Genomic DNA, 16,297 nt, shown 5'->3' with positions numbered 1-16,297 from the left:
ATCTCTGTTAAAAATAAAAATTTTTAATATGAGGAATACATGGAAAGATCATTTATAATTGCTAAGTTTGGCGGTACTAGTGTTGCAGATTATCCCGCAATGGTTAATAGTGCCAATATTGTTATAGCTAATCCTAGTGTCAAAGTTGTTGTGTTGTCTGCCTCTGCAGGTATAACAAATTTACTGGTAGCATTAGCTGAAGGTCGTGATGCCAATGTAAGAGCAAAACATATCGCTAAAATTCAATCGATTCAATACAACATATTAGAAAATCTTCCTGAAAATCCAACCCTACGCGCTGAAATTGACCAAATAATTGCAAATATTGCCTCATTATCAGAAGCAGCAAGCTTGGCAACTTCCCCTGCTTTGACGGATGAATTAGTCAGTCATGGCGAAATAATGTCATCAAAACTATTTGTCGAAATATTAAAACAAAAACAAAAAAATGCCCTATGGTTTGATGTACGTAAAGTGATGCGTACCGATGACAAGTTTGGTAAAGCCGTACCAAAAATTGACGAAATTAAACAACTTTGCTGTGCGCATTTGAAATCTTTGAATCCAGAAGCTATCGTAGTTACTCAAGGATTCATTGGTAGTGAAAGTACGGGCAAAACCACAACTTTAGGTCGTGGTGGTAGTGATTATACCGCAGCTCTTCTTGGTGAGGCTTTAAACGCCACGCAAATAGACATTTGGACCGATGTTGCTGGTATTTATACTACCGATCCTCGTATCACATCAGGTGCGAAACGAATTGACGAAATATCATTTGCTGAAGCAGCCGAAATGGCGACCTTTGGTGCTAAAGTTCTACACCCTGCAACACTTGTTCCTGCTGTACGTAGCAATATTCCAGTATTTGTTGGTTCAAGTAAAGCACCAGAAGCAGGTGGAACTATCGTTTATAACACACATAGCATAAAATCTGCACTACCTTCATTTAGAGCGTTAGCGCTTCGTCGCAAACAAACATTATTGACCTTAACTAGCTTAAATATGCTACACGCACAAGGTTTTTTAGCTAATGTCTTTACCATATTGGCTAAACATAATATTTCGGTTGATTTAGTCACCACCTCTGAAGTTAGTATCGCATTAACCATTGATACTACAGGCACTAATACCAATGGAAATAGCCTATTAACAAAAGCATTATTCGATGAATTATCAACAGTTTGCCATGTTGAAGTTGAAGAAGATTTAGCACTAATTGCCATCATTGGTAACAATCTAACCACAACAAAAGGTATCGCTAAAGAAGTCTTTGGCGCTTTAGATGACTTTATTATTCGACTTTGTTGTTACGGTGCTAGCACCCATAATCTTTGCCTTCTAGCAAGAAGCAATGATGCCGAAGATGTAATAAAGGTTCTACACAAAACGATTTTCGAATAGTTTAATATCAGGGGCGATTACATTATCGCTCCTAATCATTAATCATATAAATCAACAATTAAACAAAATACCTAGAATATTTGAAAAAATAATTGTAAACTACGCCTAATATTTGTATGAATTTGTGTTTCATACATCTATAGCTTCATACTGTTCTACATAATAATCATTTTTCTTCATATTTAGATAACAATTTTTAAAGCTGTAAATTTTACGTTTTATTAATATCTGTTCAACAACTATCATCGTTATTTTTTAGCTATACTAGTAACTTTCAACTTAATTAGACGAAGGAAATTATCATGGGTATTTTAAGCTGGATTATTCTAGGATTAATTGCTGGATGGATCGCTAAGTTTTTTATGCCATTAGGCCGTGTTGGTGTGATAAAAACTATCCTACTTGGTGTAGCTGGTGCGTTAGTCGGCGGTTATATCAGTACCTTCTTTGGTTGGGGTAGTGTGACTGGTTTTAACTTCCCAAGCTTGTTTATCTCTGTGCTTGGTTCTATTTTACTTATTTATCTTTACCGCCTTTTTAAATAAATATAATAGCAATTTAAATTGGCGAGTTTACTCGCCAATTTTCACTCATCTATCCAACCAAAGTTCTCTCATTTATATCGATATTTAAAACCTATTAACTTAAATAGCTTTTTAAGTATCAAAATTAATATATATATAATAGTGAGTGATAAATTAGCAAAAGACGCTAGAAGACATGCCAAAAAACCAACAAAAAGTGCAATAAACTTATAAAACCCTATATTGCCAAAGCCTCCTAAATCCTTGTTAACAAAAACCACAAAGAATACTATTGCTAAAAGAATCCACGTAAACAAAAATAGTAATTTTTCTAAGTGATTATCAAATTTAAAGCCTATTGCAATACAAATAACTTGAAAGGCAGTGATTATAATCATTAAAATTAGCCCGAAAGCTTCTACCCCAAATTTTGATATCATCAATTAATTCCATTTAATTTATTTAACGAGATTATAAGAAGTAATTTCGCCACTTCCAGTTTTTTGTTATATTAAACACTAAAATTTATCAAATTTATTCTGCAGGATAAAATGCTCAAAATATTTAATACATTATCACGTGAGAAAGAAATATTTAAACCAATTACACCAAATAAAGTTGGGCTATATGTTTGTGGTGTTACTATCTATGATCTATGCCACATTGGCCATGGCCGTACTTTTGTCGCATTTGATGTCGTTACTCGTTATTTACGTTTTTTAGGTTACGATCTCACTTATGTTCGTAATATTACCGATGTCGATGACAAGATCATCAAGCGTGCATTAGAAAATGGTGAAACTTGTGACGAATTAACTGAACGTATGTTAAATGAGATGTATGCCGATTTCGATGCACTTAATATAAAACGACCCGATGTCGAACCTCGAGCAACTCGTCATATGTCACAAATCATTGAACTTGTTGAAGAGTTAATAAGAAAAAATCATGCTTATATTGCTGACAATGGAGATGTGATGTTTTCGGTAGATAGTGATCCTAACTACGGTATTTTATCACGCCAAAATTTAGAACAGTTACAAGCAGGTGCTCGAGTTGATGTAGTGGACGTAAAACATAATCCAATGGACTTCGTTCTCTGGAAGATGTCAAAACCCAACGAACCAAGCTGGGATTCACCATGGGGGAAAGGTCGACCTGGTTGGCACATTGAATGCTCTGCAATGAATAGCCATCAATTAGGCAACCATTTTGATATTCATGGCGGTGGTTCTGACTTAATGTTCCCACATCATGAAAACGAAATTGCCCAATCAACCTGTGCCCATAATGGCCAATATGTAAATTATTGGATGCACTCAGGCATGGTAATGATAGACCAAGAGAAAATGTCCAAATCACTGAATAACTTTTTCACTATCCGTGATGTTTTAAAACATTATGATGCTGAAACTGTTCGATATTTCTTATTATCAGGCCATTATCGTAGTCAACTTAACTATAGTGAAGAAAATCTAAAACAAGCTCGTACCGCTTTAGAAAGACTTTATACGGCTTTGAGAGACACCGATGCTAACTATCCGCACAACACGCCAGATAGCGATTATCATCGACAATTTTGTCAGGCAATGGATGATGATTTCAATACTCCAGAAGCTTATTCAACTCTATTTGATTTGGCTAGAGAGATCAACAAAGCTAAAGCAGAAAATAACATGCCATTAGCTAATGAACTAGCTGCTGAGTTACGTTATTTATCTTCTGTACTTGGTTTACTTGAACAAGATCCGGTTAAATTCTTACAAGGTAATAGTCAAGATGATGAAGATACACAGCTAATTGAAGCGTTAATTAAACAACGCAACGATGCTCGAGCAAGTAAGAATTGGGCTTTAGCTGATGAAGCTCGAGATAAACTAAATCAAATGAATATTATTTTAGAAGATGGTGCTAACGGCACAACTTGGCGTAAAAAAACTTAATAATAAAAAATCCCCTAGATTTACACAAAACTAGGGGACTAATCTCACTATTTTTTATCTATTGACGTTAAAATTCCCCGTAAAATATTGAGTTCTTGCTGTTCAATACCAGCTCGCGTAAATAATCTACGTAAACGACCCATAATCTGCCCAGGATGATTAGGATTAATAAATCCGGTTTTTAATAACGTCTGCTCTAAATGCTGATAAAACCGTTCAATATCTTCGCTTTTAGGATACTGAACCTCATTCAGATTATCATCATCATGTTTTAAAGATGCCTCTAAAGTTGACAACATTGACATTCGAATTTCGTAAGTTAGAACCTGAACTGACATAGCTAAATTTAAAGAGCTATAATCTGGATTAGCTGGAATACCAACATGAAAATGGCACTTTTGTAATTCATCATTAGTTAATCCAACTCTTTCTCGACCAAAAACTAAAGCCACTTGAGCATGATGCGCGGTTTCAGCAATAATTTTGTCGCCACACTCTTTCGGGGTTAAGTTTGGCCATTGCAAACTTCTAGGACGCGCACTGGTACCTATAACCAATGAACAATCTGCTACCGCCTCTTCAAGGGATGAAAAAATCTGTGCCTGTTTGATAATATCACTCGCCCCGGCTGCCAGTGAAATCGATTGGGAATCGGGTTTTATTACAGGGTTCACTAAACATAAACGAGTTAATCCCATCGTTTTCATTGCACGAGCAGCAGACCCCATATTACCAGTATGCGAAGTTTCAACTAAAACAATCTTAACATTATTTAAATAGCTCACATATTCCTCATTAAATAACTAAACTTAATACTTTAAATCAATCTAAATAAACCACAGTATATAATAAAAAACAGATTAAAAGCAGTTATGTGCTACCTAATATCAAATACCAAAAAATTATTTTAGACAAAAGTCACAAAAATCTTAATATAAACTCAATAACCTATTGACTAAATGTGAAAAATTTGTCAATGTAATCAATATAATAATAGCTCAATTAGTAAGTAAACATAGTGGAGGTCAATTATGACTTTAAGTATCACAAGTAAACAAATGGACATTACTCCTGCAATTCGTAGTTATCTTGAAGATAAGTTTTCGAAATTAGATAAATGGAGAGCTCTACTAATCAACCCTCACTTTATCTTATCTAAAGAGCCCGATGGATTTATTATTGATGCAACCATTGCAACCAAAGGCTCGCCACTAGTTGCTTCCGCTAAACACTCTGACATGTATGCTGCAATTAATGATTTAGTTGGTAAACTTGAAAGACAGCTAAATAAACTCCAACATAAAGGTGAGTCGCGCCGTGCATTTGACAGTATTAAAAATACAGTAATTGAAGAAGAATAATAATTTATAATTTAACAAAAAGGCACTTTAATAGTGCCTTTATTTTTTTGCTTGTTATAATATTACCCATCTAATTTTTAATCTATTAATGAATATGACAACCAGTCCTTTATTGCCTTTACGAAACAAAATTAACCAACTTGATCAAAAATTAATTGAAATCATTGCTGAAAGACGCCAAATTTCAGCCGAAGTTATCCAGGCTAAAATAAAAGCAAATATCCCTGTGCGTGATTTAGATCGTGAACGTTCATTGATTAAGGCATTAATCGAACAAGGTAAACAATATCATCTTGATGACCTATTAATTAAGCGTTTATACCAAATTATTATTGAAGATTCGGTTCTACTACAACAGAAGTTTTTACAAGAAAAACTCAACCAAGGCGTTATCTCATCAGCTAAAATTGCTTTCTTAGGACCAAAAGGTTCATATTCACATTCAGCAACTCGCCGTTATGCTAGCGCCCATTTTGATCAATTGACTGAATCAAGTTGTAATACATTTAAAGATGTTTTTGAAAAGATTGAATCAAAAGTTGTTGATTATGGAATTGTACCGATAGAAAACTCGAGTTCGGGATCTATTAATGAAGTGTATGATTTGTTACAAAAAACCAATTTACATATTATTGGTGAACTATCCTTAATGATTGATCACTGCATTTTAGCTCTTCCTAACACTAAACTTGAGCAAATAGATACTATTTATAGCCACCCGCAACCATTCCAACAATGTAGTAATTTCTTAGAAAAGTATCCTCATTGGAAAATTGTTTATTGTGATAGTACTTCGTCAGCAATGGAAACCGTAGCTAAATTAAATCAACCAAACATTGCAGCTATGGGAAATAAAGACGGTGGTGAATTATATGGCTTACAAGTTCTGGAGCACAATTTTGCTAATCAAAAAGAGAATATCACCCGCTTTATTGTGTTATCGCGTGAATCGATTGAAGTTTCCGATCAAATTCCAGCCAAAACTACAATCTTGATGAAAACGGGCCAACAAGCTGGGGCTTTGGTAGATGCTTTATCCGTATTACGTAATCATAATATTGTTATGACAAAACTTGAATCACGCCCTATCCATGGCACATCTTGGGAAGAGATGTTTTATATTGATTTACAAGGTAATATTAACGATTACGAAATGCAGATCGCACTTAAAGAATTAGCTTCCATCACTTTATATACTAAAGTGCTTGGTTGTTATCCTAGTGATTCTATTACCGCTGTCATGTAATGACTAATTTAAGTTTTTCAAATGCCGTACTCAACTGGTATGAACAGTACGGCAGAAAATCATTACCATGGCAAATTGAAAAAAGCCCTTATCATGTTTGGTTGTCAGAGGTTATGCTGCAGCAAACACAAGTTGCAACTGTTATTCCATACTTTAAGCGCTTTATTAAACAGTTTCCTAAAATTACCGATTTAGCTAAGGCTCCAATTGACGATATCTTACATCTTTGGACTGGCCTTGGTTATTATGCACGTGCTCGTAATTTACATAAAGCAGCACAAGTTATTGCTGACAAGTTTGGGGGAAAATTTCCAACCAAATTTGAGGATGTTATCGCCTTACCAGGCGTTGGGCGCTCAACCGCTGGGGCTATCCTATCTCTATCACAAAATCAACATTATCCAATATTAGATGGTAACGTAAAACGGGTTTTAACTCGAACTTTTGCTATAGAAGGATGGCCTGGTAATAAAAATGTCGAAAATCAACTTTGGCAATTAAGTGAGCAAGTCACGCCTAAAAATGAAGTTGCTAAATTTAATCAAGCCATGATGGATATTGGTGCAATGGTTTGTACTCGTTCTAAACCCAAATGCACTTTATGCCCTTTACATCAATTATGTATTGCTTATAAGACCGACAGTTGGCAACAATATCCAACTAAAAAACCTAAAAAGACTATTCCTGAAAAAACCGCCTACTTTTTAATGCTTGAACATAACAACATGATTTGGCTTGAAAAAAGACCGCCTGCTGGTATTTGGGGCGGATTATATTGTTTACCACAATTTGCAAGCGAGCAAGCATTAACTGACTGGCTAGACAGCCATGGTATTAAAACTAGCAAACCCAAACAGTTAATTGCATTTCGACATACTTTTAGCCATTTTCATTTAGATATTGTGCCTATTTACTGTGAGATCAAAGGCAATACTAAATGTCTAGATGAATCGAATGGTTATTGGTATAAACTAAAATCGGAAAATGCAAAAATTGGCTTAGCAACACCTATTTATAATCTATTAAATCAATAATCAACACAATCTATCAGTATCTAACAACCTTTTGATATATAATTACACATTATTTATTTTCTAAATTGTTTATTATGAATAGCAAACAAGCTCAAGGGCTATCTGCATGGTTAGTATTCCTAATGGCATTTGCCATTGGCGTCGCGGTAGCGAGTAATTATTATGCGCAACCACTATTACACTCGATAACTAATGATTTACATATTGCAATTAAACATGCAGGTTTTATCATTATGGCTGCACAATTTAGTTATGCTGTTGGCTTGCTGTTCATTACCCCACTGGGTGACAAAATAGAACGTAAACGATTAATATTGACCTTGATGATATTATCAACTTGTGGGCTAATTATTAGTGCAACTTCACAAAACTTATGGTTACTTATGCTTGGTACGGCTATGACAGGTCTATTTTCAACCGTAGCCCAAGTATTAATTCCATTTGCCGCAACACTATCACGACCAGAGCATCGAGGTAAAATTGTCGGTACATTGATGAGTGGTATGTTGCTAGGTATATTATTAGGTCGTGCATTCGCTGGTTTTGTTTCTTCGATGACAGATTGGCATTATGTTTATTGGATTGCCGCGTCAGTAATGATCATTGTTACTTTGCTACTTTGGTTATCATTACCAACTTATAATAACACCATCAGTATTAACTATTTTCAACTGTTATTATCAATTGGCTCACTATATAAACAAGAACCTGTTTTACGAATTCGCTCATTGTTGGCAGTTATTTCCTTTGCGTTATTTTCACTGTTATGGACGCCACTTGCCTTTTTATTAAGTAATAAACCTTACTATTATTCTGATTTTATAATCGGTTTATTCGGCCTAGCCGGTGCCGCTGGTGCACTAGGTTCACCTATCGTTGGCAAATTATCAGACAAAGGAAAAGGCTTTTTAGCCACGACCATTGGCCTAATATTACTACTCGCTTCATGGGTACCACTTTCTGTTGCTGAATATTCACTTTTAGCCTTAATTATAGGGGTAGTATTACTGGATTTTGCTGTTCAAGTTACTCATGTATCAAACATGAACGCCATTTATCAAATTCGACCAGAAGCACGTAGCCGTATGAACACTGGTTATATGGTAAGTTATTTTATCGGAGGCATGTTGGGTTCTATCGCTTCTACTTATTTGTATAGCAACTATGGTTGGATCGCGATAATTATTGCTGGAACTGTTTTAGGATTATTGGGTTTATTATGTTGGCTCTACTATCTTAAATCAGTTCGCAAACCATAAACGATTTAATTGCAAAAAAAGTTGAGGAACGGGGTTTTTTAACGTTTATTTGCTCTAATATTCCGTTTTTAAACACTATATACTATTCGTCAGTTAACTTAAACATTTACACCATTAATAAAAACAGGAGCCATCCATGGCTAAAATAGCCTATATTAATACGCCATTTAAAGTAAAAAATTTATCACTCAAAAATCGTATTGTTATGCCGCCGATGTGTCAATATCAAGCAAAAGACGGATTGGCTAATGATTGGCACTTTGTTCATTATGTTTCACGAGCGGTTGGTGGCGTGGGTTTAATAATTTTAGAAATGACCAATATTGCTCCAAATGGTCGAATATCGCCAAATTGCTTAGGTCTATGGAATGATGAGCAACGCGATCAGCTTAAACGTATCGTTGATGCGGTTCATGCTCAAAAAGGAAAAATCGCTATTCAAATTGCCCATGCAGGACGTAAAGCTTTGGGTGAGTCTGATGTCGTATCCTGTTCTCCTATCCGCTATGATGGGAACGTCGAAGCGAATCCAAAATGGCAATATCAAATGCCAAGAGAATTAACCAAAAGTGAAATCGCTGATATTATCGAAAAATTTAAACAATCAACCAAACGTGCGGTTGAAGCAGGTTTTGACGCAATTGAAATACACGGTGCACATGGTTATTTAATCCATCAATTCAGCTCATCAAAAACGAATATTAGAACGGACGAATATGGTAAGGATAAATTATTATTTGGTGAACAAGTAATTAAAGCAGCAAAATCAGTGATGCCAAAAGATATGCCACTAATTGTTCGGTTTTCGGCTCAAGAATACGGTACTAATGGTTACGATATTAATTATGGTTGCCAAATTGCTAAACGTTTTGCACAAGCAGGCGCAGATGTTTTAGATGTGAGTGGCGGTGGTGATGGTCAGTTAGATCCAAAGCATACGCCTCTATTTCATGCTGGATACCAGGTTTATTTAGCGCGAGCTATTAGGAAGGTCACTAATTTGCCAATTATTACTGTTGGTATGCTTGAAGACCCATATCTTGCTGATTATGTATTAAGTACTGGCGATGCTGATTTAGTTGCAATTGGTCGAGGTTTATTGAAAGATCCTTACTGGCCGCTAAGAATTCCAGCATCTCCATTTATCCCAACATCTTATCAAGTAGCTTTTAAATAAACTAATGATAATCCTGTAGTGTTAGCTACAGGATTAATTTACAAACTAAATTTTCATGGCATATTTGATGAGACGTTTCTTTATTGGCGAAAAGTTATCAATTGCGTTCATCCCAACTGTTCTCACCATTTTTTTAAAAGCATTATCGCCATTAAACATATCTTGAATAGTTCGCATTGCGGTTAACATGACTAAAGCATCTTTACGGCGAGTGAATTGGAATGATTTTAAGTTTTCTACTAAACCAATATCTTTATGTTCATCAATAAGTTTATTAATGGTTGCCACCAATAATGCAGAATCTTCAAATCCTAAATTAACTCCTTGACCAGCCAATGGATGAATAGTATGGGCAGCATCACCAATTAACACTAATCGATGTTTAATAAATTGTTTTGCAAACCGAGCTTTTAATGGAAACACCATTCTCGGATTGACCAACTGACATTGTCCTACTTTATCACCGCTTAATTTAAACAGCTCTTGGCAAAACTCAGATTCAGTTAACGAAGTTAAAATAGCTGCTTGCTCTGGTTTAGTTGACCATACTAAACAACTGTAATTGGGTTGCCAAAGTGGTAAAAATGCTACAATACCATTAGGGTAAAAAATCTGCCTAGCACATGCTTGGTGAGGATATTGTGTTTCAACAGTTGTAATCACTGCATGATGAAGGTAATCACGCTCAAACACAGAAATTTTTTCCTGTCTGCGCAGCCAAGAGTGTGCGCCATCAGCACCTATAATCAGTTTTGCTTGTAACCGAGTATTATCCGAAAGTGTTAAAAAAGCATAATCTTCATTATAGCTATTGTCTATAGCGGCCAAATTGAAAATAGTGATATTTGAATTTGCTTGAGCATGTTGATACAGGTAGTAAGAAATTAAATTATTTTCGATGATATACCCAAGATTTGGATAACCATAATCTTTAGCATGTGCAGTAAGATGCGCTAAACCGTTTTTTTCCCAAACTCCGATCTCGCTAAAAGCATTAACGCGTTCGCTCGCACATAAATCGTTCCAAATACCAATTTGAGAAAAATATTGCTGACTTGCGCTATTAATTGCAGAAGCTCTAATTCCTATTTCGTCAAAAGCAAAATTTTGATTATCATTAACGTTAACATCAACAATAGCTACAGTTAAATTAGATTGGCTAAGAGCACATGCAGTTGCTAAACCAACCAATCCACCACCAACGATGGCCACATCAAATTGCGTTTTCATATCAATAAATAGGGTTATTTCTTATCAAGCTTATTATCATCTTCAACATCATCATTCATCGCTTTTTTAAAACCTTTCAATGCTGAACCAAGATCAGAACCTAAATTACGTAACTTCTTTGTTCCGAAAATGAGAACCACCACGGCAAGAAAAACTAATAGATGTGGAATGCTAAATGACATAATTAAAACCTCATTTAAAAATGTATCGCTATTTGAACAAGTTAAACGAACAAATAGATTATTAAATATTGGAATTGATTATACTCTTTTTATGATGGGATTTCATGACAAGTTAATTTAGATAAAAAAAGACCCGCATAAAATATACGGGCCAACATGAAATATAAGGAATATAAGGAAAGAAAACAATGAAAAATCCTTACGCTGCTTATTATCCACTTTTTTTCTTTTTAGTCAACGTTTTTATTTGCCTTTCAGCCAATGTAGCAATTTTAGCTAAAAAATGACTTTAACCATTATAAATCAATAAATTAAAATAACACCCAACATATAAATAAGAATAATATATATTTGATAAATATCAATTACGCATTAAAAAAAACTTAATATCTATAAAACTACTTGAAATTTCAACGGAAAAACAAAGACAATAAAACGGAAAAAAAAGCCATACTTCTTATTATAACACTCGCTGTTTTTTTATTTTTATGCGAGAAAAGAATATTTTTCCATAATATAAAACGCGTTTAAACAAAAAATCGCATTAAAACTTAATAAAATTAAGAAGATTGATTCAAATTCATATGTAAAACTCATAAAAAATACAATATAATTATCAAACGGATGAAAAAATAAAAACGAAATAAGTATGATTAAAAATAAAAATGTAAAAACTTTTAAAGATAGGCTACATTCGTCAATGCAAGGATTATCTGTTTCATCCTTTGCAAAAAAATGTGATATGTCAGAAACGGTAATACGAGATTATTTGTCTGGAAAAACCTACCCTTCACTAACTCGTTTAGAAGTAATTGCTGAAAAATGTAATGTTTCATTCAACTGGTTAGCTACCGGTTATAAATTGGAAGTGTTGGATCCTAAAGACGATGATAATAACGAAGTTTATAATGAAAATATCTATCGTATCCCGGTTTATAAAAAACAATTACCAACTAAAGAAGAGGCGCAAAATCAACGTTACGTACGTGAAACGCCACCAGTAATGAATTATCCTATTGTTGAAGGTTGGGCTTCTCATCGTGGTTTAGATATCAAAAAACTTATAATCTATTGGGCGAAAGGTGATTTAATGGCACCTGAAATCGAAAATAATAATGGATTAATTATTAATACAGAAATAAACGAAATAATCGATGGCGCAATTTATTTAATTGAATACGAGAATTTCACTCTACTAAGAAAAATTCGCCTATCACTCGGAAATTGGATTTTGATTTGTAATAATCATCAATACCCAACGATTGAGGTTCCTAAAGCTCATTTCGAAAAATATAATATTGTCGGACGCGTTGTACAAATTATTAAAGATGTTTTTTAAGACAATTATTAGTAATCTAGTACTTTTCACTATATAATTTCCCATGAGGAAAGCTCAAAAACCCCTTTCCTCAACTTTTTTTAATTTTTATTAATGTTAGTTTAATAGGTATTGGAGTGATGTCTCTTTTAATTTAAAAATATCATATTTCGCTTATAGCACTTAGCATTTGGTAATAAAACCCTCACTTTTTTAGATCATTGGTAAACCTATCAATGAATAACCTTTTAACTAATAGGTCTAATATGTATCGATTTTTTGAAAAATTGGTATCACCTTATCCACAAGATGAACCACAGCCGATGGCTAAAAGTTTTTTTAGTTTTATTTGGCAATCGACGAAAGGCACACGTTCTTTCCTTCTATTATTAATCATACTGAGTTCATTAGCTGGCGCTTTTGAAGCCTTTTTATATGCTGCACTCGGTAAAGTTGTTGACTGGCTGGCAGCTGTTTCACCAAGTCAATTTTGGCAGCAGGAAAAATCAACCTTAATTGTATTTACGATCATTATATTAGCTAGCACGATCATTATTGCCTTACAAACCATCATTAAACATCAATGTTTGGCGGGAAACTTTCCAATGCGACTGCGTTGGAATCTACATCGATTAGTGCTAAATCAAAGTATGCGCTTTTTCCAAGATGAATTTGCCGGCCGTATATCAGCAAAAGTGATGCAAACCGCACTTGCGGTTAGGGATACCTGTTTTTTGGTTGCTGATATCTTTATCTATGTTTTGATTTCGTTTATTACTATGGCAACAATCATAGGTCAGTTAGATCTTTGGTTATTAGTACCGTTTATGGTTTGGTGTTTTGTTTATGGCATTGCAATGTATTACTTTATTCCACGACTAAGTAAAGTGGCAAGTATGCAAGCAGATGCACGTTCTACCATGACAGGCCGAGTGACTGATGCTTACACGAATATTATGACAGTTAAACTGTTTTCTCATGCAGGCAATGAAGCAAAATATGCACAAGAGTCGATGGACGAATTTTTAGTTACCGTTAATAAACAAATGCGTTTAGTTAGTAGTTTTGAAATTGTTAATCATTTATTGTCTATTTTCCTCGTTCTTGGTACTACTGGCTTATCATTATGGCTATGGACTAATGATTTAATTGGTGTTGGAGCTATCGCCACTACAACTGCTGTCGCACTTAGATTGAACGGCTTTTCACATTGGATTATGTGGGAAATGGCAGCATTATTTGAAAATATCGGCGTGGTTAAAGATGGTATGAATACGTTTTCTGTTGCTAAAACTGTTGTCGATGAACCTGATGCACCAACTCTTAAGGTGACTGATGGTAAAATCGAATTTAAAAATATTAATTTTAGTTACGATGCAAAATTAAACAATGCCATTATCGACAACTTAAATTTAACCATTAAACCAGGTGAAAAGATCGGTTTAGTTGGCAGATCAGGGGCGGGTAAATCCACTTTAATCAATTTATTGTTGCGATTTTATGATTTACAAAATGGTCATATTTTTATTGATAATCAAGACATCACCAAAGTCAATCAAGAAAGCTTACGCGCTCAAATTGGTATGGTTACCCAAGATACTTCACTATTACACCGCTCAGTAAGAGATAACTTATTATACGGTAATAACCATGCCACAGAACAAGAGATGATAATCGCAGCTAAAAAAGCTCATGCCGATAGTTTTATTGAAACCTTAGTAGATGCTAATGGAAGAACTGGATATGATGCTTTTGTTGGTGAACGTGGGGTTAAATTGTCCGGAGGACAACGCCAACGTATCGCTATTGCTCGAGTTATTTTAAAAAATGCACCAATTCTATTGTTAGATGAGGCAACTAGTGCGCTTGATTCAGAAATTGAACAAGCTATTCAAGAAAGCTTATATACGTTAATGGAAGGTAAAACGGTTATAGCTATTGCCCATCGATTATCTACAATCGCGGCGATGGATCGATTAATCGTTTTAGATCAAGGAAAAATCATCGAACAAGGAACACATCAAGAGTTGCTTAGTAAAGATGGACTTTATGCTCAACTTTGGAAGCATCAAAGTGGTGGTTTTTTAGCTGAAAATTTTTAACTTAAAATTTAGGGCGATGAGTAAATAACATCGCCCCAAAATCTTAATTCTCAAATTAGTCAAATCTAATTAATGAAATTTTTATAAAACTCAGATTCGAACTTCATAACTGCCCCGTTTTTAGGTTCCCCTTTACTATCAGCCCGATACCCTGATAATAATTGAACAAAAGCGACATAACGTCCGTCTGATTTTTGAATAAATCCGGCTAAATTATAACTACCTTGAATATAGCCTGTTTTAGCCATAACTACATCTTTAAATGGTGCTTGACTGAAGCTTTTACGGTTTTGCAACGTTCCATCAACACCCGCAATTGGTAATTTTTCAATAAAAGCGAGTTGATTGTTATGTGCTGAAATATACTGCAACACTTCCATTAGTTTGTTGGCGCTAACTAGATTAAGACGAGATAAACCCGAGCCATCGGCAATCACTAAGTTTTCTAAGTCAATACCTGCTTTTTTACGAAGGATTTGTTTAACCGCATCACCACCATTACGCCATGTTCCTGCAGTATTATAATAGCGTGCGCCAAGTGTTCTAAAAATGGTGTCAGCATACAAATTATTTGATTTTTTGAGCATAACCGTTATTAACTCAGAAAGCGGTGCTGATTGACTTGATGTTAATAACGTTAAGGAACCAGTGGATTTTTGTTTTCTTTCAAAAACACGTCCACCATAAGTTATTTTTTGTTGTTTTAATTCATTTTTTAAAACAGTAGAAAAATATTCGGTTGGATCCATTACTGCAAATTTTAATGGTGTTTTATCCGCATTAGAAGCGATGCATCCAGATAAATAGTAGCGATTTTTATCGGCATTAACATCAAGCTCACAATATTTATCATGTGCGTCTTTACTACTAGCGGAAATCGTTCTGACATCACCAGAAACCATAACTGGAATATTAGATGAAACAGAAACTGATGCTTTACCACCTACTTTACCCGGAGTAATTGTTGCATAAAAGCAGTTATCATCAATTGTTGCAGCTGATGCAGGGGCATTGTAACAAGCAGTTAAATTATTCCATGACCACCCTTCTGCTTTATCATGACTAGCAAAAATTGAAGTGTCTAAAATAACATTACCTGAAATTTTTTCTACACCCTTTTGACGAAGGGCGCTAATCATATTTTTTAATCTTTCTCGACTAAAAGTGGGATCACCACTCAATTTGATAATCAGATCACCATTGAGTTGTTTATTACTAACTGAACCATTCGCGTACATTCCAGTAACAAACCGAAAGTCATTACCCAGTTCAAGCTGTGCAGCTAGTGCAGTTATTACTTTTTGCGTACTAGCTGGCTGTTTAAATTGATCACTTTTGTATTTGGCTAATGTTTTAGGATTGCCATCAACAGTTTGCACTAAAATTGATAAATCACTCCCTTTGGGTAATGATGATATATATGGTTCAACCGATTGTGCTTGCAATAAGCTTGAATAAAAAGCAACGATAAATAGAAAAGATACCCTTATATTTGTCATGAATGTATGCTCAAAAAATTT

At 34.6% G+C, this 16,297-nt stretch carries 15 protein-coding genes; 10 read left to right on the top strand and 5 right to left on the bottom strand.

Annotated features, from left to right (window positions below):
- Positions 1 to 39: 39 nt before the first annotated feature.
- Positions 40 to 1,401, top strand: a complete 1,362-nt coding sequence (lysC, locus tag J3U23_RS01410) for a lysine-sensitive aspartokinase 3 (RefSeq protein ID WP_065734282.1) — start codon at positions 40 to 42, stop codon at positions 1,399 to 1,401.
- Between the two features lie 302 nt (positions 1,402 to 1,703).
- Positions 1,704 to 1,946, top strand: coding sequence for a GlsB/YeaQ/YmgE family stress response membrane protein (locus J3U23_RS01405; RefSeq protein ID WP_065562224.1), 243 nt, complete (start codon positions 1,704 to 1,706; stop codon positions 1,944 to 1,946).
- A gap of 68 nt (positions 1,947 to 2,014) precedes the next feature.
- On the opposite strand, the gene J3U23_RS01400 is transcribed toward J3U23_RS01405, so the two are convergent.
- Positions 2,015 to 2,365, bottom strand: coding sequence for a hypothetical protein (locus J3U23_RS01400; RefSeq protein ID WP_267338248.1), 351 nt, complete (start codon positions 2,363 to 2,365; stop codon positions 2,015 to 2,017).
- A gap of 111 nt (positions 2,366 to 2,476) precedes the next feature.
- Between J3U23_RS01400 and cysS the strand changes: the two genes are divergently transcribed.
- The gene (gene cysS, locus J3U23_RS01395) at positions 2,477 to 3,868 is read left to right on the top strand and encodes a cysteine--tRNA ligase (RefSeq protein ID WP_065734280.1); all 1,392 of its coding nucleotides are present in this window, start codon (positions 2,477 to 2,479) and stop codon (positions 3,866 to 3,868) included.
- A 47-nt stretch (positions 3,869 to 3,915) separates the two neighbouring features.
- Here cysS and trmJ read toward each other — a convergent pair whose 3' ends face one another.
- On the bottom strand, positions 3,916 to 4,653 hold the full coding sequence (gene trmJ, locus J3U23_RS01390; protein ID WP_267338247.1) for a tRNA (cytosine(32)/uridine(32)-2'-O)-methyltransferase TrmJ: 738 nt from the start codon (positions 4,651 to 4,653) through the stop codon (positions 3,916 to 3,918).
- A 246-nt stretch (positions 4,654 to 4,899) separates the two neighbouring features.
- Between trmJ and raiA the strand changes: the two genes are divergently transcribed.
- The 5 genes from raiA (at position 4,900) to J3U23_RS01365 (ending at position 9,945) form a co-directional block, all read left to right on the top strand.
- Entirely contained in the window at positions 4,900 to 5,229 is a 330-nt protein-coding gene (gene raiA / locus J3U23_RS01385; protein ID WP_267330105.1) for a ribosome-associated translation inhibitor RaiA, read from the top strand.
- A gap of 94 nt (positions 5,230 to 5,323) precedes the next feature.
- Positions 5,324 to 6,475, top strand: coding sequence for a bifunctional chorismate mutase/prephenate dehydratase (gene pheA, locus J3U23_RS01380; protein WP_065562227.1), 1,152 nt, complete (start codon positions 5,324 to 5,326; stop codon positions 6,473 to 6,475).
- Positions 6,475 to 7,509, top strand: a complete 1,035-nt coding sequence (mutY, locus tag J3U23_RS01375; protein WP_065734279.1) for an A/G-specific adenine glycosylase — start codon at positions 6,475 to 6,477, stop codon at positions 7,507 to 7,509. The genes pheA and mutY overlap by 1 nt, the downstream gene beginning before the upstream one ends.
- A gap of 74 nt (positions 7,510 to 7,583) precedes the next feature.
- A complete protein-coding gene (locus J3U23_RS01370; protein WP_267336759.1) occupies positions 7,584 to 8,768 on the top strand; it encodes an MFS transporter in 1,185 nt (394 codons plus the stop codon).
- Between the two features lie 136 nt (positions 8,769 to 8,904).
- Positions 8,905 to 9,945: an NADH:flavin oxidoreductase/NADH oxidase gene (locus tag J3U23_RS01365; protein WP_267338246.1), complete on the top strand. Its 1,041-nt coding sequence runs from the start codon at positions 8,905 to 8,907 to the stop codon at positions 9,943 to 9,945.
- 45 nt (positions 9,946 to 9,990) lie between these two features.
- On the opposite strand, the gene J3U23_RS01360 is transcribed toward J3U23_RS01365, so the two are convergent.
- Complete coding sequence (locus J3U23_RS01360) at positions 9,991 to 11,175, bottom strand: FAD-dependent monooxygenase (protein WP_267338245.1); 1,185 nt, start codon at positions 11,173 to 11,175, stop codon at positions 9,991 to 9,993.
- Positions 11,176 to 11,189: 14 nt separating this feature from the next.
- Positions 11,190 to 11,360 carry a Sec-independent protein translocase subunit TatA gene (gene tatA / locus J3U23_RS01355; RefSeq protein ID WP_141673909.1) on the bottom strand — a complete coding sequence of 57 codons (171 nt, stop codon included), beginning with the start codon at positions 11,358 to 11,360 and terminating at the stop codon, positions 11,190 to 11,192.
- 646 nt (positions 11,361 to 12,006) lie between these two features.
- On the opposite strand from tatA, the gene J3U23_RS01350 reads away from it, so the two are divergent.
- Both J3U23_RS01350 and J3U23_RS01345 read left to right on the top strand, forming a co-directional pair.
- Positions 12,007 to 12,696: a LexA family transcriptional regulator gene (locus tag J3U23_RS01350; RefSeq protein ID WP_065562232.1), complete on the top strand. Its 690-nt coding sequence runs from the start codon at positions 12,007 to 12,009 to the stop codon at positions 12,694 to 12,696.
- Between the two features lie 245 nt (positions 12,697 to 12,941).
- Entirely contained in the window at positions 12,942 to 14,777 is a 1,836-nt protein-coding gene (locus J3U23_RS01345; protein ID WP_065734275.1) for an ABC transporter ATP-binding protein, read from the top strand.
- Between the two features lie 65 nt (positions 14,778 to 14,842).
- On the opposite strand, the gene dacB is transcribed toward J3U23_RS01345, so the two are convergent.
- Positions 14,843 to 16,276, bottom strand: coding sequence for a serine-type D-Ala-D-Ala carboxypeptidase (gene dacB / locus J3U23_RS01340; protein ID WP_065734274.1), 1,434 nt, complete (start codon positions 16,274 to 16,276; stop codon positions 14,843 to 14,845).
- Positions 16,277 to 16,297 lie beyond the last annotated feature (21 nt).

Origin of the sequence: Gilliamella sp. B3367, assembly GCF_026536825.1 — a bacterium.
Classification (GTDB): domain Bacteria; phylum Pseudomonadota; class Gammaproteobacteria; order Enterobacterales; family Orbaceae; genus Gilliamella; species Gilliamella apicola_E.
The sequence above is the reverse complement of the archived record's forward strand: the minus strand, read 5'-3'. Positions and strand labels throughout refer to the sequence as shown.